The following is a 22886-nucleotide window of genomic DNA, read 5'->3' on the forward strand; positions in this document are numbered from 1 at the left end:
AGTGTCTGGTAAGCTGGCGCCAATTCGCTGGCGCCAATTCGTCAGCCCTGTAGCGACCGCCTTCAGCGCCTCATAAAAACTCAAACATCACCGTGCAGTCTTTTCGGGATACAACCATGGTTGCTATTACCCCCACACCCAAAATCAAGAACATCGACAAGCTGTTGATGCATTGCCAGCGCCGGCGTCATGCGGCCAAGAGCAACATCATCTGCGCCGGGGATCGCTCGGACACGCTGTACTTCATCATCAAGGGTTCGGTCACCATCCTCATCGAAGATGACGATGGCCGCGAGATGATCATCGCCTACCTCAACGCCGGGGATTTTTTCGGCGAACTGGGTCTGTTTGAGCAAGCCGGTCAGGAGCAGGAACGCAGCGCCTGGGTGCGGGCCAAGGTCGAATGTGAAACCGCAGAAATCAGTTATGCCAAGTTCCGCGAACTGTCGCAGCAGGATCCAGACATTCTTTACGCGCTCAGCGGACAAATCGCACAGCGCCTGCGCAACACCACGCGCAAAGTCGGCGACCTGGCGTTTTTCGACGTCACCGGCCGCGTCGCCCGCTGCCTGCTGGAGCTGTGCAAACAGCCGGACGCCATGACCCATCCGGACGGCATGCAGATCAAAGTCACCCGTCAGGAAATCGGTCGGATTGTCGGTTGTTCGCGAGAAATGGTCGGCCGCGTGCTCAAGGATCTTGAAGAACGCAATCTGGTCGACGTGAAGGGCAAGACCATGGTGGTCTTCGGTACGCGCTAAGCTCGTAAATCAGGCACTGTAAATCTGCGCCAGCATCAAACGAAACAATTCATCGAGACGCGCCAACGCTTGTGGCGCGTTGAATTTCTCATGCAGGGCAATGTGGCTTTGCGCCCTCACCCGCTGCTCCAGACCGCAGGCTTCGTTGAAGCGATTGACCGCGGCAACCATCGATTCGCGCTCGTCATCCATCAGCATCGCACCGTGCACCAGCCCCACCGAACGCTGGCCGCCCTGACTCTGGCGCCAGCGCTGGGCGGTGCCGACCATCTTGCGACCGTCGAGATTGACGTTGAAACGGCCGTCGCAGAATGCGCCGTCGATTTCCCCGACTGATGACGTGCCACCCAATTCATCCAACAACTGACAGATCGGATCGCACAGACGGCGGTAGCCGGTTTCGATGCGGTTCAGATCGCCTTCACTGCGAGGCGGGGCATACACCAAGGCAATGTTGATGGTTGCAGCGGATTGCGGGACGGGCTCGCCGCCGGTCTCGCGCAACAGCACCGGCCAGCCAGCGGCAGCGGAGACTTCGCAGGCGTGGTCGAATTGCGCGAGACGGTTAAGGCGGCGCGGCATGACCAGCGCGCGGTCGGTGGGTTGCCAGAACAGCAAGCCAAATTCGGCGTCGCCAGCGCAGACCGAGGCCAGCAAGTCCTGTTCGGCTTGCAGGCCGGATTCGATGGTCAGGGGGGTTGGCAGCGACATAACAGGCTCCGGCAACATGGAAATCTTTAGCGGTTTCGATGGCCGCTTCGCGAGCCGGCTCGCTCCCACAGGGGGAAATGCATTCCAAATGTGGAAGCGAGCCTGCTCGCGAATGAGGTCGACTCGGTCAGTCGAGGGTCGAACCGCTGATCGGCACGCCACGCTCCGGGAAGAACAGGCGCTGCAATTCAATCCCCGGATTTTCCGCACGCATGAACGCTTCGCCGACCAGGAACGAATACACGTCGCTGATTTCCATCAGCTCGACGTCGGCCCGATTGAGGATGCCGCTTTCGGTGATCACCAGGCGATCGCGCGGGATGCGCGGCAACAGGTCGAGGGTGGTTTCCAGGCTGACATCAAAAGTATGCAGGTTGCGGTTGTTGACCCCGACCAGCGGCGTGTCGAGGGTTTTCAACGCGCGCTCAAGTTCGTCACCGTCGTGCACTTCCACCAAGACGTCGAGACCGACGCCTTTGGCCACGGCAGCCAGCTCGGCCATTTTCACGTCGTCCAGCGCGGATACAATCAACAGCACGCAATCGGCGCCCAGCGCGCGGGCTTCAACGATCTGGTACGGATCGATCATGAAGTCCTTGCGGATCACCGGCAATTTGCAGGCGGCGCGCGCCTGTTGCAGATAGGCATCGGCGCCCTGGAAGTAATCGATGTCGGTCAGCACCGACAGACAGGTCGCCCCGCCCTTCTCGTAGCTCTTGGCGATGTCGGCCGGCACGAAGTCTTCGCGGATCACGCCTTTGCTTGGCGAAGCCTTCTTGATTTCGGCAATCACGGCCGGTTGTTTCTTCTTCGCTTGCGCCAGCAAAGCCTGGGCAAAACCACGGGGTGCATCGGCCGCCTTGGCCAGACTTTCCAGCTCGCTCAGGCTGACCCGGGCGCTGCGCTCGGCGACTTCCTCAACCTTGCGCGCCAGAATGTTTTCCAGAACCGTCGGTACACTCATCCTTCATTCTCCACTTTGAATACCGCGGTAAAGGCACCCAGCTCCTCGAGCTTTTCCCGAGCGAGGCCGGTGTGCAGCGCGTCGTGCGCCAGCTCCACACCCTGTTTCAGACTGCTTGCCAGGTCGGCGGCGTAAAGCGCCGCACCGGCATTGAGCACAATCATCTCGGCAGCTTTCTGACCGTTTTCGGTCTTGCGCTTGCCGAGGGCATCGCGGATCAGCGCCAGCGACGCCTCCGGGCCTTCGACCGACAGGCCATGCAGGCTCTGGCTCTTCATGCCGAGGTCTTCCGGTTCGACCCAATACTCAGTGATTTCGTTGTTCTTCAGCTCGGCAACAAAGGTCGGCGCGGCGAGGCTGAATTCGTCCAGGCCGTCCTTCGAATGCACGACCAGCACGTGTTTGCTGCCCAGTCGCTGCAAGACTTCGGCCAGTGGCCGGCAGAGCGTCTGGGTGAATACGCCGACGACCTGATGCTTCACACCGGCCGGATTCGTAAGCGGGCCAAGCATGTTGAACAGCGTGCGCAGGCCGAGTTCGCGGCGCGGGCCGGCGGCGTACTTCATCGCTTTGTGATGGGTCTGGGCGAACATGAAACCGATGCCGACGTTGTCGATGCAGCGCGCGACTTGGACCGGAGTCAGGTTCAGGTAGATGCCGGCAGCTTCCAGCAGATCGGCGCTGCCACTTTTGCCGGACACCGCGCGGTTGCCGTGCTTGGCCACGGTGCAACCGGCCGCTGCGACAACGAAGGAAGAAGCAGTCGATACGTTGAAAATGTTCGCACCGTCACCGCCGGTGCCTACCACATCGACCACGCCGTCGAGGGTTTTCAGCTCGACCTGATCGGCCAGCTCGCGCATTACCGACACGGCGCCGACGATTTCGTCGATGCTCTCGCTCTTCATGCGCATGGCCATCATGAACGCGCCGATCTGCGCTTCGGTGCACTGGCCGGTCATGATCTCGCGCATCACATCGCGCATTTCATCGGTGCTGAGGTCGAGGTGTTCGACGATACGGCTGAGGGCTGTCTTGATATTCATGGGAAGTCCTTAGCGCGTGCCGCCGGTTTGTTTGAGGAAATTGGCAAACAGTTCATGACCCTGCTCGGTGAGGATCGACTCGGGGTGGAACTGTACGCCCTCGATGTTCAGGGTCTTGTGGCGCAGGCCCATGATCTCGTCGACCGAGCCGTCATCGTGCTGGGTCCACGCGGTCAGCTCGAGGCAATCAGGCAGGCTGTCGTGCTTGACGATCAGCGAGTGGTAACGGGTAACGGTGAGCGGATGATTGAGGCCGGCAAACACGCCCTTGTCCTCGTGGAATACCGGGCTAGTCTTACCGTGCATGACCTGGCGGGCACGCACCACATCCCCGCCGAAGGCCTGGCCGATGGACTGGTGGCCGAGGCAAACGCCGAGGATCGGCAGCTTGCCGGCGAAGTGCTTGATCGCATCAATGGAAACGCCCGCCTCGGTGGGCGTGCACGGCCCGGGGGAAACCACGATGCGCTCGGGATTCAGCGCTTCGATTTCGGCGATGGTCAGTTCGTCGTTGCGCACCACTTTGACCTCGGCACCCAGCTCGCCGAGGTATTGCACAACGTTGTAGGTAAAGGAGTCGTAGTTGTCGATCATCAGCAACATGGCGTTTCGAACCTCTTGAATTCTGACTTGATGACAGCCTTCAGATGACTTGCCCGCAGGGCGCTGTGCGATGTCGGACGCGCACAGGGCGCCAGCACAGCGGCATTTCAAACAGACAAGGAAGGCAAAGCGATACAGATCCGGCGGAGCCGGCAGAGAAGATTCAGGCGCGCCAACGCCAGCGGGCGTGTGCCTTGATGACTTGATCCAGGAGTTTGCTGGTGATCAACACGGGGAAGGTCTCGTTCATACGTTCCGGCACAGTAACTTAGCTGGGCGGAGCGTGCAATATGGCGGGGCCTGCGGGTTATAAAACGGCAGAGGGATTCGCGACCGATGGCAAAATGCCGAACGTTTTTGGTACTGTCGTTTCGTTCACCTACAACAATAAATAAACGGACTTGCTCATGATCAGACAGACGTTGTTTGTACCGCTGGCCAGCTGCTTGCTCGCACTCGCTTGCGCCCAGGCCAATGCAGCGCCCAATCCTTATTCGAGTTTCATCGTCTTCGGTGACAGCCTCAACGATGCCGGTACCTTCGCCGACACGGGCGGCCCGGCGGGCTCCACCGAGCGTTACACCAACCGTACCGGGCCGGTGTATCAGGATGGCAGCGGCGAAGTTTTTTCATTGAATTCCACCCAGTTGCTTGGCGGCCGCCTGGGCTTTTCGCCCGACCAGACAGCCTCTTCCAGCTCCGCGGTGCGCGCGGAAAACGGCCAGCCTGACGGCAACAACTGGGCGGTCGGTGGTTATCGCACCGACCAGATTCTCGACTCGATCACCACCCAATCGGCCACCGGCGAACGCACCCGCGCCGGATACCTGCCGTCGAACGGCTTCCGCGCCGACCCGAATGCGCTGTATTACATTTCCGGTGGCGGCAACGATTTCCTCCAGGGCCGCATTCTCAGCCTGCCCCAGGCCAACGCCGCAGCCGATCGACTGGCCGATAGCGTGCAAACCCTGCAGACCGCCGGCGCCAAATACGTGATGGTCTGGCTGCTGCCCGACGTGGGCCTGACACCTGCTCTGAACGGCACGCCGCTGCAAGCGTTCAGCAGCACCCTCGCCAACCAGTTCAACAGTCAGTTGGTGACGCGCCTGCAAGGCATCAACGCCGAAGTCATTCCGTTGAACATTCCGGCGCTGCTCTCGGAAGTCTTCGCCGACCCGGGGCGCTTCGGTCTGGCTACCGACCAGAACCTCACCGCGACCTGCTTCAGTGGCAATAGCTGCACGGAAAACGCCCGCTACGGGATCAACAGCGCCACGCCGGATCCGACCAAGCTGATCTACAACGACGGCGTACACCCGACCGAATCCGGGCAAAAACTGATCGCCGATTACGCCTATTCGCTGTTGGCTGCGCCGTGGGAATTGAGCCTGCTACCTGAAATGGCCCACGGCACCGTGCGTGCGCATCAGGATGAATTGCGCAACCAATGGCAGGCAGACTGGGAGAACTGGCAAGCGGCCGGCCAATGGCGCGCAATTGTCTCGGCCGGCGGACAGCATCTGGATGTCGACAGCCAAAGCAGCGGCGCCAGCGCCGATGGCAGCGGTTACAACCTCAACGTCGGCGGCAGCTATCGCTTGAACGAGGCCTGGCGCGTGGGCGTGGCGGCCGGTTTGTATCGACAGAATCTCGAGGCCGGGCACAACGATTCCGATTACAAACTCAACAGCTACATGGCCACCGCGTTTGCCCAGTTCCAGCAGAACCGCTGGTGGGCCGACGCGGCGCTGACCGGCGGCAAACTCGACTACGACAACCTCAAACGCAAGTTCGACCTCGGCGCCAGCGAGGGTGCGGAGAAAGGCAATACCGACGGCAGCCTGTGGGCGTTCAGCACGCGCCTGGGCTATGACATTGCGCAACCGGGCAGCCAATGGCATCTGTCGCCGTTTGTCAGCGCCGATTACGCCAGTGTCGACGTCGACGGTTACTCGGAAAAGAGCAACCGCGCCACGGCGCTGACCTTCGATGACCAGAGCCGCGATTCGAAACGCCTGGGCCTGGGCATTCAGGGCAAGTACAACTTCACCGCGCAAACCCAGGTGTATGGCGAATACGCCCACGAGCGTGAGTACGAAGATGACGTGCAGAAGGTCAACATCGCCCTCAACACCCTGCCGGCGAATGACTTCACCCTTGAAGGCTACACACCGGCAAGTCACCTGAACCGCTTGAGCCTGGGTGTCAGTCACAAGCTGACGGCGGATCTGGCGCTGCGTGGCGGTTATACCTTCCGCAAGGATGATGACTTCAAGCAGCAGGGCCTGAATGTCGGGGTTGTGCTGGATTTCTGAGTCGTAGATGCAAAAGCGGCGCCTGTCAGGGCGCCGCTTTTTTTATGCCTCAACACAAAACTCAATGTGGGAGCGAGCCTGCTCGCGAAAGCGCCGGGTCAGTCAATATCAACGGTGACTGACACATCCTCTTCGCGAGCAGGCTCGCTCCCACATGGGAAATTGCGTGGCTCAGGCGTCCGGGGTTTGCTCGGCCAGGGCCACGGCGCGGAACATCGCGCGGCGCTTGTTCAGGGTTTCTTCCCATTCCAGCGCCGGCACCGAGTCGGCAACGATGCCGCCGCCGGCCTGCACGTGCAATTCGCCGTTCTTGATCACTGCCGTGCGAATGGCAATGGCGGTGTCCATGTTGCCGTTCCAGGCGAAGTAACCGACCGCGCCGCCGTACACACCGCGCTTGACCGGCTCCAGCTCGTCGATGATTTCCATCGCGCGAATCTTCGGTGCGCCCGACAACGTACCCGCCGGCAGAATCGCCCGCAGTGCGTCCATCGCGGTCAGGCCCGACTTCAACTGGCCGGTGACGTTGGAGACGATGTGCATCACGTTGGAATAGCGTTCGATGACCATTTTCTCGGTGAGCTTCACCGAGCCGATTTCCGAGACTCGCCCGGTATCGTTGCGACCCAGATCGATCAGCATCAAGTGCTCGGCGATCTCCTTGTCATCCGAGAGCAGATCCTGCTCCAGCGCCACATCGGCTTCTTCGGTGGCACCGCGTGGGCGCGTGCCGGCGATCGGGCGCACGGTGATCAGATTGTCTTCGACGCGCACCAGCACTTCCGGCGAACTGCCGACGACATGGAAATCGCCGAAGTTGAAGAAGTACATGTACGGCGTCGGGTTGAAGCACCGCAGGGCACGGTACAGATCGATCGGCGCAGCTTTGAAGTCGATCGACATACGCTGCGACGGCACGACCTGCATGCAGTCGCCGGCGAGGATGTATTCCTTGATGGTGTCGACGGCTTTTTCGTAATCGTCCTGAGTGAAACTGGAACGGAACACCGGATCGGCCGATTGCTGTTTGCTGAAATCCAGGCCACGACGCGGGGTGATCGGCTGACGCAGTTGCTCGAGCAGTTCCTGCAAACGCGCCTGACCTTGCTCGAACGCATCGGCCTGCGCAGGGTCGGCGAGAACGATCGCGTGCATCTTGCCGGCCAGGTTGTCGAACACTACAACGGCGTCGGAAACCATCAGCAGAATGTCCGGCACGCCCAGCGGATCCGGGTTCGGGCATTTGCCCAGACGCTTCTCGACATAGCGCACACAGTCGTAACCGAAGTAACCCACCAGTCCACCGTTGAAGCGCGGCAGGCCGGCGATGGTCGGCACGTTGTAGCGCGCTTTGAAGGTTTCAACGAAGGCCAGCGGGTCTTCGACGTCATGGCTTTCGGTCTCGACGCCATCCACGGTGATGCTGACGTGATGATCATGAACCCGCAGCACGGTGCGGCACGGCAAGCCGATGATCGAATAACGGCCCCATTTCTCGCCGCCCTGCACCGACTCGAGCAGGTAGGAGTTGGGCTGGTCGGCCAGTTTCAGGTAGATCGACAGCGGCGTGTCGAAGTCGGCCAGGGTTTCGCAGGCCAGCGGGATGCGGTTATAGCCGTCAGCGGCCAGACGCAGGAATTCTTCGCGATTCATAAGGTGCCTCGTGGTGTGAGGTGCAATCAGTCAGGTATGCAAACGCGCCGGCACGGCCGGCCAGAATCAGTCAGGCGCGCCAACGCCAGCGGGCCAGGGCCTTGATGACTTTCATCCAGAGTTTGCGGGTGACCACCACGATGGCGTTTCCAGAAGGGGGTTGAACTGCGTCGGGCAACGTTATCCCACCGGCCAGATCCAGGCAACCGGGAATTAGTTTGCGCAAATCGTCGATCACCAGTGCCGGGGATTCCTCGGCAATCGGCCGGCCATGGTTGTAGCCATAACTCAGCGCGACACATTTGACCCCCGCCGCTTTCGCCGCCTGCACATCGCTGCGCGAGTCGCCGACGAACAACGATTGCGAGGCCGGGATATTGGCCATTTTCATCACGAAAAACAGCGCCGCCGGGTCAGGCTTCTTCTGCGGCAGGGTATCGCCGCCGATGATCCACTTGAAGTAGCGGCCGATCTTCATCTGATCGAGCAGGGGCGCGACGAAGCGCTCCGGCTTGTTGGTGATCAACGCCATGGCCACGCCTTGCTTGTGCAGCCACTTGAGCGTGTCGCGCACACCGGGATAGACCACGGTCAGCTCATGGCTGGCGCCGTACGCCTCCATGAAAATCTCCAGTGCGCGCTCGGCTTCGGCGTCATCCACTGCCGAGTGATCGATGCCACCGGCCAGGGCCCGACGCACCAGCACCGGCGCGCCATTGCCGACCCATTCGCGCACCGCTTCGATGCCCGCCGGCGGACGGCCGAGGGAGAGCAGCATGGTGTCCACCGCCGCTGCCAGGTCGGGAACCGAATCGATCAGCGTGCCATCCAGATCGAACATCACCAAGCGTGGCAGTTGCCCCGGGAACAACTGCTCAAAACCGCTCATGGGCGCGCCAGTGCCAGTTCGGAACGCATCTTGTCGATGACTTCCTGATAGTTCGGCGCGTTGAAAATGGCCGAGCCGGCGACGAAGGTATCAGCGCCAGCAGCGGCAATTTCGCGGATATTGTTGACGTTGACGCCGCCGTCGATTTCCAGGCGGATGTCGCGACCGGAAGCGTCGATGATCGCCCGCGCTTCACGCAATTTGTCGAGGGTGCCGGGAATGAACTTTTGCCCGCCGAAGCCCGGGTTGACGCTCATCAGCAGAACCATGTCGACCTTGTCGATCACGTACTTGAGCACGTCCAGCGGAGTCGCCGGATTGAACACCAGACCGGACTTGCAGCCGCCTTCGCGGATCAGTTGCAGCGAGCGATCGACGTGCAGCGTGGCTTCCGGGTGGAAGGTGATGTAAGTCGCGCCGGCTTCGATGAAGTCGCCGACGATGCGGTCCACCGGGCTGACCATCAGGTGCGCGTCGATCGGCGCGGTGACGCCGTACTTGCGCAGTGCCGCGCAGACCATCGGGCCGATCGTCAGGTTCGGTACGTAGTGGTTGTCCATGACATCGAAGTGGACGAAGTCGGCGCCGGCGGCGAGAACGTTGTCCACTTCCTCGCCGAGGCGGGCGAAGTCGGCGGAGAGGATCGACGGAGCAATTACGAAGGGCTGCATGACGCACCTGTGCTGAGCTAAATCACGATGGCGCGCATTGTATACCTCAAGTTTCCACGCGCGCACCGGGACCGCGATGATTGGGTTGTGCCATGAGCCCTCAGCGACCGCGCCTCAGTAAGCCGCGCGGTAGATCTTCTCGATGTCGCCGGCGCTGAGTTTGCGCGGGTTGTTGCGCATCAAGCGCTCGATGCCGGCGGCCTCCACCGCCATCGCCGGAATTGCTTCCTCAGGCACGCCGAAACTGCGCAGCCCGGCAGGGATTTCCACCGCGGCGCACAGGTCGGTCATGGCCTGCACGGCTTTGTCCGCAGCTTCGCTGGCACTCAGATGAGCGGTCTTCACGCCCATGGCTTCGGCAATATCCTGCATGCGTTCGACGCAGGCCATTTTGTTCCAGGTCATCACATAGGGCAGCAGCAAGGCGTTGCTGACGCCGTGGGCAATGTTGAAGCGCCCGCCCAGCGGGTAGGCCAGCGCATGCACCGCACCCACCCCGGCGTTACCGAACGCCATGCCGGCCATCAGGCTGGCGGTGGCCATGTCTTCGCGCGCTTGCAGATTGGCGCCGTTGGCGTAGGCCTTGGGCAGAGCGCTGGCGATCAGCTTGATTGCGCCGATGGCGAGGGAGTCGGTGATCGGCGAGGCGTTCACCGACAGATAGGATTCGATAGCGTGCACCAGTGCATCGACACCACTGGCGGCGGTGACGCTGCGTGGGCAGGTCAGGGTCATTTGCGGACTGACCAGCGCCACGTCCGGCAACAGATAGTCGCTGACGATGCCTTTCTTCAACTGCGCGACCTTGTCCGAGAGGATCGCCACGTTGGTAACTTCAGAGCCGGTGCCAGCGGTGGTCGGAATGGCGATCAGCGGCGGGCCCTTGCGCGGCACCTGATCGACACCGAACAGATCTTCCAGCGCACCGTGGTAACCGGCGTAGGCGGCGACACTCTTGGCAATATCGATGGCGCTGCCGCCCCCGAGGCCGATCAAGCCGTCATGCCCGCCTTCGCGATAGGCGCGCATGCAGTCTTCGACGATGGCGATTTCCGGATCGGGCAGTACACGGTCGAAAATCTCGTATTCGCGCCCGCCGAGTTGCACCAGCGCCAGCTCGACAGTACCGGACTTGACCAGCGCGGCGTCGGTGACGATCAACGGGTTGTCGATGTCGAGGCGGGTGAGTTCGGCGGCCAGTTGTTCGATGGCTGCGGCGCCGGTGATCAGTTTGTGAGCGATTTTGAACTGGGACAGACTCATGGTGCGCAGCCTCTTATAGATGTGGGAGCTGGGCACAAGATTAGCTGGGGATTTGGGGTTGTCTGCTATTCAGGTCATGAATGACCAAAAGCAAAAGCCCCTCACCCTAGCCCTCTCCCAAAGGGAGAGGGACTGACCGAGTTGTTTGGGAGAAGTACATCGACTTGCGATACCAAGTCGAACTCAGGCTTTGAAAAGCACAACGTTCTGCTCCCTTTCCCCCTCGCCCCCCTGGGGGAGAGGGCTGGGGTGAGGGGGTAAGCTTTTGATCTGGCCCTTAAACCTGAGCAGACCGCAGTTTTTCGCTGCGGCCACGTAGCCATTCCAGTGTCAGCAGCAGAATCACCGAGAAGGCAATCAGCAACGTCGCCGCAGCGGCAATCGTCGGGCTGAGGTTCTCGCGAATCCCGCTGAACATCTGCCGAGGCAATGTCGCCTGCTCAGGCCCGGCAAGAAACAGCGTCACCACCACTTCATCGAAAGAAGTGGCAAAGGCAAACAGCGCCCCGGAAATCACTCCCGGCGCAATCAGCGGCAAGGTCACCCGGCGGAATGCAGTCAGCGGCGATGCGCCGAGACTCGCAGCAGCACGCACCAGATTGTGATTAAAACCCTGCAACGTCGCCGACACGGTGATGATCACAAACGGCACACCCAATACCGCATGCACGACGATCAGCGAGAAGAAGCTGTTGCCCAGCCCCAGCGGCGCGAAGAACAGATAACTCGCCACGCCGATGATCACCACCGGCACCACCATCGGCGAAATCACCAGCGCCATCACCAGTGACTTGCCTGGGAAGTCGCCACGGGTCAGGCCGATCGCCGCCAGCGTGCCGAAAATCATCGCCAGCACCGTCGCCGCCGGGGCGACGATGATGCTGTTCTTCAGCGCGCGCATCCATTCCGCCGAGGCGAAGAAGTCGTGGTACCACTGCAGCGAGAAACCTTGCAGCGGATAGACCAGGAAACTCCCCGAGTTGAACGACAGCGGAATGATCACCAGCACCGGCAGGATCAGGAACAACAGAATCAGGCCGCAGAGGATCCGCAGGCTGTAGAACCACACCCGTTCGATGGGCGACATGTAAGGACTCAGCATCGCAAATTCCCCTTAGCTCAGGCGCAGGCGACTGGCGCCGACCAGCCAGCTGTAGATCAGATAAAGCACCACGGTCGCCAGCAACAGCAGGCCGCCGAGCGCGGTGGCCATGCCCCAGTTGATGCTGGTGTTGGTGTAGAAAGCGACGAAGTAGCTGACCATTTGGTCGTTCGGGCTGCCGAGCAGCGCCGGGGTGATGTAGTAGCCAATCGCGAGGATGAACACCAGCAGGCAGCCGGCGCCAACGCCGGCATAGGTCTGCGGGAAGTACACCCGCCAGAAACTGGCGAACGGATGACAGCCGAGGGAAATCGCCGCGCGCATGTAGGTCGGCGAGATGCCTTTCATCACGCTGTAGATCGGCAGAATCATGAACGGCAGCAGAATGTGCACCATCGAGATGTACACGCCGGTGCGGTTGAACACCAGTTCCAGCGGTTTATCAATGATGCCCATGGCCAGCAGCGCACTGTTGATCAGGCCGCCCGATTGCAGCAGCACGATCCACGCTGCGACCCGCACCAGAATCGAAGTCCAGAACGGCAGCAGCACCAGGATCATCAGCAGGTTGCTCTGCCGCGAAGGCAGATTCGCCAGCAGATAAGCCAGTGGATAGGCGAGCAGCAGGCAGATCACGGTGATGACCAGGCCCATCCAGAACGTGCGGGCGAAGATGTCGAGGTAGATCGCCTGATCCGGGGTGGCCGGGGCCAGTTCGCCGAGATCATCGATACGGTGATCGACCGCCGCCAGCAGGTAATACGGAGTGATGCTGCTGGTGTTGCGTTTCACCGCTTGCCAGTAGGCCGGGTCGCCCCAGCGTTCGTCGAGCGCTTCCAGCGCTTCTTTATAAGAAGCCGGTTCGCTGGCGAACGGCAGCGCCCGGGCGGTTTTGGTCAGCAGGCTGCGGTAGCCGGCCAACTCCATGTTCAAGCGCTTGGACAGATCGCCCAGCGTCTGGTTTTTGCGGGCTTCGGCGAGGTCTTCGCTGGCAGCTTTGTACACCGGCTCGGCGGGCAGACCACGACCGTCCCAACTGGCGATGGCGGTGACAGTGCGCGGCATGCCGCCAACCACTTCCGGGTTGCCGACGCTTTTATAGAGCAGCGCCACGATGGGCACCAGAAACACCAGCAGCAGAAACAGCACCAGCGGCGCAATCAGCGCCTGGGCTTTCCAGCGGTTGACCCGCTCGGCGTGCTTGAGCTTCTGCTTCAAGGTGGGGCTGGCGCCCTCGTTCAGGGGAACGGCGATGGCCATGACGTACTCCGCAAATCTTTGATCGTGACAGAGGTGGCGAACCACCTCTGTTGCGTTGAACTGCTACCTGTGGGAGCGAGCCCTCCTGTGGCAGCGAACCTTTGTGGCGAGGGGATTTATCCCCGTTCGGCTGCGCAGCAGTCGTAAAACCTGAGAATGCGGTTTATCTGACCCACCGAGCGGGTATGGCTTCGGGGCTGCTTCGCAACCGGACGGGGATAAATCCCCTCGCCACAAAAGCGCCCTTGCCATCCTCCATACAGGTAAAACAGTGGTTATTTCGCCGCCCAGGAATTGAAGCGCTGTTCCAGTTGTTCGCCGTTATCAGCCCAGAAGCTGACGTCGATCTGCACCTGGTTGGCGATGTTTTCCGGGGTGGTCGGCATGTCTTTCAGGACATCCTTGGCCAGCAGCGGCACGGCTTGGGTGTTGGCCGGGCCGTAGGCGATGTTTTCCGAGTAGGTCTTCTGCTGCTGCGGCTGCACCGAGAAGGCAATGAACTTCTTCGCCGCTTCGGCGCGCTTGGCGTCCAGACCTTTCGGGATGGCCCAGGCGTCGAAGTCGTAGATGCCGCCGTTCCACACCACTTTCAGGTTGGATTCTTTCTGCACCGCCGCGATGCGACCGTTGTAGGCCGAACTCATCACCACGTCGCCGGAAGCGAGGTATTGCGGCGGTTGTGCGCCGGCTTCCCACCACTGAATGCTTGGCTTGAGCTCATCGAGTTTCTTGAAGGCGCGATCCTGGCCGCCCTTGCTCGCCAGCTCTTTGTAGACGTCTTTCGGCGCCACACCATCGGCCATCAGCGCGAATTCGAGGGTGTACTTGGCGCCTTTGCGCAGGCCGCGCTTGCCCGGGAATTTCTTCGTGTCCCAGAAATCCGCCCAACTGGTCGGTGCGGTCTTCAGCTTGTCGGCGTTGTAGGCCAGCACGGTAGACCACACAAAGAAACCTACGCCGCACGGCTGAATGGCGCCTTTGACGTAGTCTTCGGTCTTGCCGAACAGCGCCGGGTCGAGTTGCTCGAACATGTCTTCGTCGCAACCACGGGACAGCTCTGGCGATTCAACTTCGACCAGATCCCACGACACGCTCTTGGTGTCGACCATGGCTTTGACCTTGGCCATCTCGCCGTTGTATTCGCCGGCAACGATCTTGCCGTTACCCGCCGCTTCCCACGGTGCATAGAAGGCTTTGACTTGCGCCGCCTTGTTCGCCCCGCCAAACGACACCACGGTCAAGTCCGGGCCGGCAGCCATTGCGCCGGTGGCACCCATCAGGCCCAGAGTCAGGGCGGTGAACTTCAGGGATCTCAACATTTATTGTTCTCTCCACGTGCAGGGTTGGTGTTGGTATTGCCGGGGCGCTTAGTGCGCCTCTAAAAGCGGATCGAGCGCACGAACGTGCTCGACCTGCCAGCCAAGCGGAACCACGTCGCCGACGCTGAGCGCAGGATCGAGCTCGGCAATCGGTTGTTTCACGAAGAAGTCGGTCTTGCCGCAGACTTCCAGGCGCACCCGGACGTGGTCGCCCAGATAGATGAATTCCGCCACCCTCCCTGAGAAGCGGTTGACGCATTGATCGCTCGAACCGTTGAGGCTGACGCGCTCCGGTCGGATCGACAGAGTCACCGGTTCGCCGGTCTGACCGACGTTGACGGCCAGCGCCTCGACTTTTTCGCCACGCCCCAACTCGACCACGCAGCGCTCGCCACTCTGGCTGAGCAGGCGGCCGTTGAGGCGGTTGTTCTCGCCAATGAAGTTGGCGACAAAGGTGTTTTTCGGCTCTTCGTAGAGCGTGCGCGGCGGGGCGATCTGCTGGATCTCGCCCTGATGGAATACCGCCACGCGGTCAGACATGGTCAGCGCTTCACCCTGATCGTGGGTCACGTAGACCACGGTCACGCCGAGGCGCTGGTGCAGGTGTTTGATCTCCATCTGCATGTGTTCACGCAGTTGCTTGTCGAGGGCGCCCAGCGGCTCGTCCATCAACACCAGTTGCGGCTCGAACACCAGCGCGCGGGCCAGTGCCACACGTTGCTGCTGACCACCGGACAACTGCGCCGGATAGCGCGAAGCGAAGGCATCGAGCTGAACCATGCTGAGGACTTTCTTCACCCGCTCGCTGACATCGCTTTTGTTCAAGCCGCGCACGGTCAACGGGAAAGCAAGGTTCTCCGCGACAGTCATGTGCGGGAACAGCGCGTAGTTCTGGAACACCATGCCGATATCGCGCTTGTGCGGCGGCACGTTGTTGATCGAACGCCCGGACAGGAGGATTTCACCGGCGGTCGGCGTTTCGAAACCGGCGAGCATCATCAGGCTGGTGGTCTTGCCGGAACCGGACGGCCCGAGCAGGGTGAGGAATTCGCCCTTGCGAATGTCCAGGTTGAGGTCTTTGACGATCAGGTTCTCGCCGTCGTAGCTCTTCTGCACACCACGAAAGCTGACCAGCACATCACTGGTCCCTGCGCTTGTATCGACCTGGCTCATACCCACACCTTTGTTATTGATGACTGCTTGTTCATCAAGCCTAGTGGCTGGCGGCGGCCACGCAAATCGGGGTGCAGGAGAGAATCGCTTAAGCGGAGTGGAAGGTTGGGTGTAGGGATTGCCCTACAAGGATGGCGCGTTTGGGCAAGCGCAGCGGCAAGGGGCAAGCTGCAAGCCGCTAGTATAGGCAAAAGCGTCTGTCGCTAATGGATATGCCTACTCCGAACCTGTGGGAGCGAGCCTGCTCGCGAATGCGGTGGGTCATCAAACTGAATGGCTGACTGTTACGCCGCTTTCGCGAGCAGGCTCGCTCCCACATGAGGGTGGTGATGGTCAGAGCAGTTTGTGCTCCATCGCGTATTTCACCAGTTCAGCCAACGAGGTGATGTTGAGCTTCTGCATAAGCCGCGCCTTGTGGGTGCTGATGGTCTTGCTGCTCAAGGCCAGTTGCTGGGCGATGTCGTTGACGTTGGCGCCCTGAGCGAGGCGTTCGAACACCGAGAATTCGCGTTCTGACAACAGCGAATGCAGCGGCCGGGTATCGGTCAGGCCGACTTCGAAGACCATGCGGTCGGCCAGTTCCGGGTCAATGTAGCGCCCGCCCGCCGCGACCTTGCGGATCGCCGTGAGCAGCAGCGCCGGATCGCTGTCCTTGGTCGCATACCCGGCCGCGCCGACCTTCAATGCGCGAGCGGCCATTTGCGCTTCGTCGTGCATCGACAGCACCAGAATCGCCGGCGGATTGTTCAGCGCCCGAATGCGCGGGATCGCTTCCAGGCCATTGACGCCGGGCATGGAGATGTCCAGCAACACCACCTCGCACGGCACGCTGCGCAGGGTTTCGAGCAGTTGCTCGCCATTGCTCGCCTCCCCCACTACTTGCAGATCTTTGGCCAGGCCAATCAATTGCTTGATGCCTTCACGGACGATGGTGTGGTCTTCGGCTACCAGTACACGGATCACGTTCTTCTCCAGATTTCAGGTACACACCAATCCCTGTGGGAGCGAGCCTGCTCGCGAAGGCGTCAGCACTCACGACACAAATCCTCAGACTTCACTCACCGGCACTCGCACCACCAGACTGGTGCCCTCCCCCGGCTCACTCACCAGCTCCAGCCGCCCGCCCATGATCAGCACCCGCTCACGCATGCCGACCAGGCCAAACGACGGCGGCCTACCCTCGGCCGCGACAAATCCTACGCCATCATCGCTGACGGTCAGACACAATTCATCGCCCGCAAGCTCCAGCGTCAGCTCCACCGTGTGCGCCTGAGCATGGCGCATCACATTGGTCAGCGCCTCCTGCAAGATCCGGAACAGCCCCACCGCCTTGGCATCGCTGAGTGCCGGCAGGTTGTCCGGCACCTGCACCAGACACGGTATCTGTGTGCGCGCCTCGAAACGCCGTGCCTGCCACTCGATGGCCGAGGCAATCCCGGCATCAAGAATCGGAGGACGCAACGCCGTCGCCACATCGCGTACCAGCTGAAACAACTGCGCGATCAGGCGTTTCATGCTGTTGAGCCGCTCGTTCAGACCCGGGTCGAGTTGCGCGTAGGCCAATTCGCACATCGATGTCTCCAGTTTCAGCACGGTGAGCATCTGTCCCAACTCATCATGGACTTCCCGGGCGATGCGCGCCTTCTCTTCTTCACGCACGCTTTCCAGGTGCGCCGACAGTTCGCGCAGTTGCTCGCGCGAGGCCGCCAGTTCCAGCTCGATGCGTTTGCTTTCGCTGATGTCCCAGACGATGCCGTCCCACACATAGGCGCCGTCCTCCAGCTGGCGGGTGATCGCCTTGATCTCGGCCCAGCGCTGCTCGCCCTGGCGCGTGACGATGCGGCCTTGCCACGACCAGTCGCTGTCAGTGTCCAGCGCCTGATCCTGGGTGCGGTGATAACTGGCCTTGTCGTCGGGGTGCACCAGACTGCGCAGGCCCATGTCGCGATGGGCGATGGCTGCCGGCGCATAACCGACCAGACTTTCGCTGCCTTCGCTGATGTAGGCAAAGTCGATCTGCCCGGTGACCGGTGCCCGCTCCAGCCTGAACACCAGACCCGGGACGTTGGCGGCGATGCCTTGCAGGCGCGCCTCGCTTTCCTGCAAAGCGGCGAGCGCGCGGCGGCGGTCGGTGACGTCGGTGAGGTAGACCACCAGATATTCACTGTCGCGAAAACGCAGGAAGCTCAGGGAAACGTCCGCCGGCAGGACAGTGCCATCGGCGCGCAGGCAACTGGTTTCGAAGCTCGGCGGCCCTTCTTCACTGGCCCGTGCACGCTTCCACAGATTGAGCCAGCGATCCATATGCAGGCCGGGCTCGAAATCGATCAGCGGCCGTTCGATCAGCCCGCCCGAGGGATAACCAAGCATGTTTTCAGCCGCGCGGTTGGCGTAACGCACATGGCTGTCCCAATTGACCCAGAGAATGCCGACGGTGCTTTGGTCGATGGAAAATTGTGTCAGCCGCAGCGCCTCTTCACTGGCCGCGCGCAATGCAATGTCTTCGCGGGCGCTGAGCAGGCGCTGTTCGAGGCTGTGCTGTTGGCGCCGCTGCCACGCCACGATCGCCGCGCAACTGAGCAGCATCACCGCGAACAACAGACTGAGGTTCTGCCAGAACCCCGGCGATTCGGTCAGCCGTGGGTATTTCGGCTGCAGCCATTGGTTGTGCAGTTGTTCCAGATCCTTGGCCGGGATCGCGCGCAAGGCGCTCTGGACGATGCCGGCCAGCTCCGGCCAATCGCGCCGCGAGGCCACGCGCAGCAGTTGCGGCAGGCCGATATCGCCGACCACCACCAGTTCGGCAAATTCCGGCTCCACCGACAGACGCCCCAACTGTGCTTCGTCGACCACCGCGTAGGAGGCTTGCTGACTCAACAGCAGTTGCAACGCTTGCCGTTCCAGCGGCACGCCTTGCAGATTCAGATGCGGATAGTTGCTGCGCAGATAATCGGCGGTGCTGCTCGGCATGCGCACGGCGACGCGGGTCTGGCTGTCGAGTTTTTCCAGATCGACCGCGCCGCTGCTCTTCTGGTCGCTGACCACCAGTTGCGGCACGCGCATGTAGGGGTCGGAAAACTGCCAGAGGCGCAGCGCGCTCGGGGTCTGGCTGAGGCCCGGGGCGATGTCGATCTCGCCCTCGCGCAAAGCGTTTTCCAACGCCCCGAGATCCTGAAAGTTGCGCCAGCTCAGTTCCACGCCGAGGGTTTTGGCCAGCAGTTTCATCAACTCGACATTGGCCCCGGACAATCGCTGCAGGCGCCGATCGTAGGTCGCGTAGGGTGCCTGCAAGACCAGGCCAACACGCAATTCAGTGTGCTGCGCCAGCCATTGCTGCTGCTTTGGCGACAATTGCGCGGCATGATCCGGTGGCGCAGGCGCCGTCCAGCCCATCAAGGGAAACCACAAACAGCCGATAACCCACAGGCAGCAAAATCGCTTCATTGAAGTCTCATACACTGACAAATACTGACCAACCCATTAGGCTGCCGGGATAATTTCTGGCCTGGAATAACCGATGCCCTCTGTCTACCGCCTGGCACTGCCAGCATTGTGCCTGTCGCTGATCCTGCCTTGTGCGTTTTCCGTCGAAGCCGCCGACCCGGCGCCTGCCGCCACGGATAAACCCGCCGAAGAAAAACCGGCCGAGCGCCAGCCACTGCTTGAGCGTAGTCAGGAAGAGGCCGCCGCACTGCAACGTAAACTGCCGGCGCAAGAGCAGCAACAACTGCAGGCTGGCAGCGACACTTTCCTCGCCCTGTGGAAACCGGCCAACAGCGCCGAACCCAAAGGCGCGGTGATCATCGTTCCCGGTGCCGGCGAAACCGCTGACTGGCCTCAGGCAATCGGCCCATTGCGACGCAAATTCCCGGATGCCGAGTGGAGCAGCCTGAGTATCACCCTGCCGGATCTGCAAGGCGACGCCATTGCTCCGCGCGTGATCGAACCAACCGCCGCGCCGAAAGCCCCGGAAACCACAAGCAAGGATGCCGCCACCGCACAACCGATCGAACAGGCCGCTGGCGGTGAAGCGGAAGTTGCCGAACAGGTGGTCGCCGAGACCAGCGAAGAACAGGCCAAAGCCGATGCCGATCGCATTTTCGGGCGAATCGACGCAGCGATTGCCTACGCCGAACAGCAGAGCGCGCGCAGCATTGTCGTGCTCGGCCACGGCACCGGCGCTTATTGGGCGGCGCGTTTTCTCAGCGAGCGGCAGACGCCGCAGGTGGAAAAACTGGTGATGGTCGATGCGCAAGTCCCGACCAAAGCCCTGCCGCCACTCGCCGAACTGACGCCGACGCTGAAGCTGCCGACGGTGGATATTTTTTACATGGACAAAGCGCTGGATCGCAACGCGGCGCTGGAGCGCATGCAAGCAAGCAAGCGCCTGAAGACCTCGGCGTTCAGCCAAGTGGCGCTGAAGGTGTTGCCAGACAAGAAGGCAGAGCAGGAACAATTGTTTCGGCGGGTGCGGGGCTGGTTGAATCCTCAGGCTGTTGACTGACATTCAGACCGAGTCGCCCCTCTTCGCGAGCAGGCTCGCCCCCACATTGACTTATGCACAATTCAATGTGGGGGCGAGCCTGCTCGCGAAGGGGCAAGCACAAGCAACACCCATCTAACTTCTAGCGAAAATCCCGTCGCTCCCGAATCAACGTGTAGGCATTGTGCAATTCCCGCGTCCGCTCGGTCGCCTCACGTACCTGCGCCGGGGTCGCGCCGCTGCCGGCGATCTTGTCCGGGTGATGGCGACTGAGCAATCGCCGGTAAGCGCGCTTGATCTGTGCCGGCTCGCTGCTCGCTGACACACCAAGCAGCTTCATCGCCTCCTGATAGCTCACTGCCGCACTGACGATCGGCCGCTTGCCCGGCTCGTAATCGCTGGCTAATGCCTGCACCTGCTGCGCCGTCCAGCCGAGCCATTTGCCCCACTGCGCCAGCAACTCGCGTTCGCTGACCCCGGCGCGACCATCAGCCCAGACCATTCGCCAACAGGCACGCAACACGCCCTCAGCCGCATGCGGTTGCGAACTCAAACGACGCAGATAGCCGCGCAGATTGTCGCTGCCGGACTTGCCGCGATTGAATGCAGCAATGGCCCGCCGCGTCGCCGGCTCGCTCATTTCCAGCGCGCGCATTTCGTTGCGCGCCTGCTGGATATGCCCGTCAGTGACGCGCCCGTCGCTCTTGGCCAGACGCCCGAGCAAAACGAACAGCAATTCATCGTTGCGCAGCATCGGCCGGCCGCCGAGCTTTTCGCGTAAATGTCCCCAGCTCTGCAAGTGCAAGCGCCGATCCAGCGCCTGCCCCAACAACGCCCCAAGCATGGCCCCCGGAATGCTGGCAATCGCGTACCCCACTCCGGCTCCAATCAGAGTCCCTGGCCACAGCATCTCAGCGACTCGCTTCTATCAAAGCTTCGGCTTCGGCCAGACGCTCGTAGGTACCAACATCTACCCAATGCCCCTTCAGGCGCTCGCCCGTCACTTCACCTTTGGCCATGGCGTTGCGTAGCAGCGGTGCAAGCTTGAAAGCGCCATCGCTGCAACCGTCGAACAACTGCGGATGCAGCACGGCGATACCGCTGTAAGTCAGCGTCTGCGCATCAGGCTCGCCGTCCCGCACTTTGCCGTCGATGAGAGTGAAGTCGCCTTTCGGGTGATGCGGCGGATTGTCCGCCAGCACCAGATGCGCCAGGCCATTGATCGGCTGGTGCAGCACGCTGAAGTCGTAATCGGTCCAGATGTCGCCGTTGACCACCAGAAACGCATCGTCACCAAGTAACGACAGCGCACGGAAAATCCCGCCACCGGTTTCCAGCGGCTCGCCTTCCGGCGAGTACTGGATGCTCAGGCCGAAACGCGAACCGTCGCCCAGATGATCCTCGATCTGCTGACCAAGCCAGGCGTGGTTGATGACGATTTCGTTGAAGCCTGCGGCCGCGAGGGCGCGCAGGTGATACTCGATCAGCGGCACGCCAGCGGCACGCACCAGCGGTTTCGGCGTGGTCAGGGTCAGCGGGCGCATGCGCTCGCCTTTGCCCGCCGCCAGAATCATTGCCTTCATGCCGTCGCTCCAGCACGCAAGCTGCTGAACAGCGCTTGCAGTTCCGCCAGTTCAGGACGGCGGGCGATCACTGCTTCTATATAAGAGAAGAAGCGCGGCACATCGGCCAGATAACGCGGCTTGCCATCGCGATGGCAGATACGCGCGAAGATGCCGATGACTTTCAGGTGACGCTGCACGCCCATCAGGTCGCTGGCGCGCAGGAAGTCTTCGAAATCCGCCTGCACCGGAATATCCAGCGCCGAGGCCTGCTGCCAATAACTTTCCAGCCAGCCGCGCACGCGTTCTTCCGGCCAGCTGAGGAAAGCATCCTTGAACAGGCAGGTGACGTCGTAGGTCACCGGGCCGTACACCGCGTCCTGGAAATCCAGCACGCCAGGGTTGGGCTCGCTGAGCATCAGGTTGCGCGGCATGTAGTCGCGGTGCACCAGCACTTTCGGCTGCGCCAGCGCGCTGTCGATCAGCAACTCGCTGATGTGCTGCCATTGTTGCTGCTGGGCCGCATCGAACTCGACGCCCAGCTCACGTTTGACGTACCACTCGGGGAACAACTCCAGCTCACGACGCAATAGGGCGACGTCGTAACAGGGCAACGGCGCAACCATCGGCAACTGTTGAAAAGCCAACAGCGCTTGCAGGGCATCGTGGAATAACGCGTCGGCATTTTCGCCATCGATGACGTCGAGATAGGTCTTGTTGCCCAGGTCATTGAGCAAAAGAAAACCGCGCTCGAGGTCTTCGGCGTAAATTTTCGGCACATTAATTCCGGATTTCGCCAGCAAAAAGGCGATATCCACGAACGGTTTGCAGTTTTCCTGCGGGGGCGGCGCGTCCATCACGACGAAGCTGCGACCATCGCCCTCCCAGCGGAAGTAGCGGCGGAAACTCGCGTCGCTGCTGGCCGCGGTCAACGTGGCCGGGGGCACGGTGCCCCAGCCCTGCTCGGCAAACAGCTTTGCCAACTGCTCATCGAGCCAAACTTTCAGGTGTTGCAAGCGTACATCTTGGTCAGGCATTGCAAGGGTCTCCGACGGCGCTAGCCGTCAAGCGGGTCATGCTTTATTATCCAGCATCTTTTTCAGACCATCGA

At 61.3% G+C, this 22886-nt stretch carries 20 protein-coding genes; 3 read left to right on the forward strand and 17 right to left on the reverse strand.

The genetic code is table 11. The features are described 5' to 3' along the window. The first annotated feature begins 116 nt into the window (after nucleotides 1–116). A complete protein-coding gene (crp, locus tag HU724_RS25545) occupies nucleotides 117–761 on the forward strand; it encodes a cAMP-activated global transcriptional regulator CRP (protein ID WP_016772920.1) in 645 nt (214 codons plus the stop codon). Nucleotides 762–770: 9 nt separating this feature from the next. Here the strand turns inward: crp and HU724_RS25550 are convergent, their stop codons facing one another. The 4 genes from HU724_RS25550 to HU724_RS25565 all read right to left on the reverse strand — a co-directional run bounded on the left by HU724_RS25550 (nucleotide 771) and on the right by HU724_RS25565 (nucleotide 4085). Beyond that, entirely contained in the window at nucleotides 771–1472 is a 702-nt protein-coding gene (locus tag HU724_RS25550; RefSeq protein ID WP_186568881.1) for a lipoate--protein ligase family protein, read from the reverse strand. Nucleotides 1473–1599: 127 nt separating this feature from the next. Further along, nucleotides 1600–2436, reverse strand: coding sequence for an indole-3-glycerol phosphate synthase TrpC (gene trpC / locus HU724_RS25555; protein WP_041476681.1), 837 nt, complete (start codon nucleotides 2434–2436; stop codon nucleotides 1600–1602). Beyond that, a complete protein-coding gene (gene trpD, locus HU724_RS25560; protein ID WP_016772917.1) occupies nucleotides 2433–3482 on the reverse strand; it encodes an anthranilate phosphoribosyltransferase in 1050 nt (349 codons plus the stop codon). Before trpD ends, trpC begins: the two co-directional genes overlap by 4 nt. 9 nt (nucleotides 3483–3491) lie before the next feature. Then, nucleotides 3492–4085 (reverse strand): aminodeoxychorismate/anthranilate synthase component II, encoded by a 594-nt coding sequence (locus HU724_RS25565; RefSeq protein WP_041476683.1) that lies wholly within the window; start codon nucleotides 4083–4085, stop codon nucleotides 3492–3494. Between the two features lie 407 nt (nucleotides 4086–4492). On the opposite strand from HU724_RS25565, the gene estP reads away from it, so the two are divergent. Beyond that, on the forward strand, nucleotides 4493–6400 hold the full coding sequence (gene estP, locus HU724_RS25570) for an esterase EstP (RefSeq protein WP_186568882.1): 1908 nt from the start codon (nucleotides 4493–4495) through the stop codon (nucleotides 6398–6400). Between the two features lie 171 nt (nucleotides 6401–6571). Here estP and trpE read toward each other — a convergent pair whose 3' ends face one another. The 10 genes from trpE to HU724_RS25620 all read right to left on the reverse strand — a co-directional run bounded on the left by trpE (nucleotide 6572) and on the right by HU724_RS25620 (nucleotide 19174). Further along, nucleotides 6572–8053 (reverse strand): anthranilate synthase component I, encoded by a 1482-nt coding sequence (trpE, locus tag HU724_RS25575; RefSeq protein WP_122612453.1) that lies wholly within the window; start codon nucleotides 8051–8053, stop codon nucleotides 6572–6574. Between the two features lie 70 nt (nucleotides 8054–8123). After that, nucleotides 8124–8942: a phosphoglycolate phosphatase gene (locus HU724_RS25580; protein WP_041476686.1), complete on the reverse strand. Its 819-nt coding sequence runs from the start codon at nucleotides 8940–8942 to the stop codon at nucleotides 8124–8126. Further along, nucleotides 8939–9613, reverse strand: a complete 675-nt coding sequence (rpe, locus tag HU724_RS25585) for a ribulose-phosphate 3-epimerase (RefSeq protein ID WP_007918813.1) — start codon at nucleotides 9611–9613, stop codon at nucleotides 8939–8941. The genes HU724_RS25580 and rpe overlap by 4 nt, the downstream gene beginning before the upstream one ends. Nucleotides 9614–9727: 114 nt before the next feature. Then, nucleotides 9728–10876 (reverse strand): iron-containing alcohol dehydrogenase, encoded by a 1149-nt coding sequence (locus HU724_RS25590; protein WP_016772910.1) that lies wholly within the window; start codon nucleotides 10874–10876, stop codon nucleotides 9728–9730. Between the two features lie 277 nt (nucleotides 10877–11153). Then, nucleotides 11154–11978 (reverse strand): ABC transporter permease, encoded by an 825-nt coding sequence (locus HU724_RS25595; RefSeq protein ID WP_133336108.1) that lies wholly within the window; start codon nucleotides 11976–11978, stop codon nucleotides 11154–11156. A 12-nt stretch (nucleotides 11979–11990) separates the two neighbouring features. Next, entirely contained in the window at nucleotides 11991–13238 is a 1248-nt protein-coding gene (locus HU724_RS25600) for an ABC transporter permease (RefSeq protein ID WP_016772908.1), read from the reverse strand. A gap of 275 nt (nucleotides 13239–13513) precedes the next feature. Continuing rightward, nucleotides 13514–14557: an ABC transporter substrate-binding protein gene (locus tag HU724_RS25605; protein WP_016772907.1), complete on the reverse strand. Its 1044-nt coding sequence runs from the start codon at nucleotides 14555–14557 to the stop codon at nucleotides 13514–13516. A gap of 48 nt (nucleotides 14558–14605) precedes the next feature. Then, a complete protein-coding gene (locus HU724_RS25610; RefSeq protein WP_041476689.1) occupies nucleotides 14606–15730 on the reverse strand; it encodes an ABC transporter ATP-binding protein in 1125 nt (374 codons plus the stop codon). Between the two features lie 333 nt (nucleotides 15731–16063). Then, nucleotides 16064–16693 (reverse strand): response regulator, encoded by a 630-nt coding sequence (locus HU724_RS25615; RefSeq protein ID WP_003228820.1) that lies wholly within the window; start codon nucleotides 16691–16693, stop codon nucleotides 16064–16066. 84 nt (nucleotides 16694–16777) lie between these two features. Further along, entirely contained in the window at nucleotides 16778–19174 is a 2397-nt protein-coding gene (locus HU724_RS25620; protein WP_186568883.1) for a PAS domain-containing sensor histidine kinase, read from the reverse strand. Between the two features lie 73 nt (nucleotides 19175–19247). On the opposite strand from HU724_RS25620, the gene HU724_RS25625 reads away from it, so the two are divergent. Continuing rightward, nucleotides 19248–20234, forward strand: a complete 987-nt coding sequence (locus HU724_RS25625; protein ID WP_186568884.1) for an alpha/beta hydrolase family protein — start codon at nucleotides 19248–19250, stop codon at nucleotides 20232–20234. Between the two features lie 121 nt (nucleotides 20235–20355). Here the strand turns inward: HU724_RS25625 and HU724_RS25630 are convergent, their stop codons facing one another. Genes HU724_RS25630 through HU724_RS25640 form a run of 3 tightly spaced genes read right to left on the reverse strand, consistent with a single transcriptional unit; the run spans nucleotide 20356 to nucleotide 22812 of the window. After that, nucleotides 20356–21123 carry a TerB family tellurite resistance protein gene (locus HU724_RS25630; protein ID WP_016772902.1) on the reverse strand — a complete coding sequence of 256 codons (768 nt, stop codon included), beginning with the start codon at nucleotides 21121–21123 and terminating at the stop codon, nucleotides 20356–20358. Nucleotide 21124: 1 nt separating this feature from the next. Continuing rightward, nucleotides 21125–21796, reverse strand: coding sequence for an N-acetylmuramate alpha-1-phosphate uridylyltransferase MurU (murU, locus tag HU724_RS25635; RefSeq protein ID WP_125925535.1), 672 nt, complete (start codon nucleotides 21794–21796; stop codon nucleotides 21125–21127). Next, nucleotides 21793–22812 carry an aminoglycoside phosphotransferase family protein gene (locus tag HU724_RS25640; RefSeq protein WP_186568885.1) on the reverse strand — a complete coding sequence of 340 codons (1020 nt, stop codon included), beginning with the start codon at nucleotides 22810–22812 and terminating at the stop codon, nucleotides 21793–21795. Before HU724_RS25640 ends, murU begins: the two co-directional genes overlap by 4 nt. Between the last annotated feature and the right edge of the window lie 74 nt (nucleotides 22813–22886).

It is taken from the genome of Pseudomonas iranensis (genome assembly GCF_014268585.2).
GTDB classification, from domain to species: domain Bacteria; phylum Pseudomonadota; class Gammaproteobacteria; order Pseudomonadales; family Pseudomonadaceae; genus Aquipseudomonas; species Aquipseudomonas iranensis.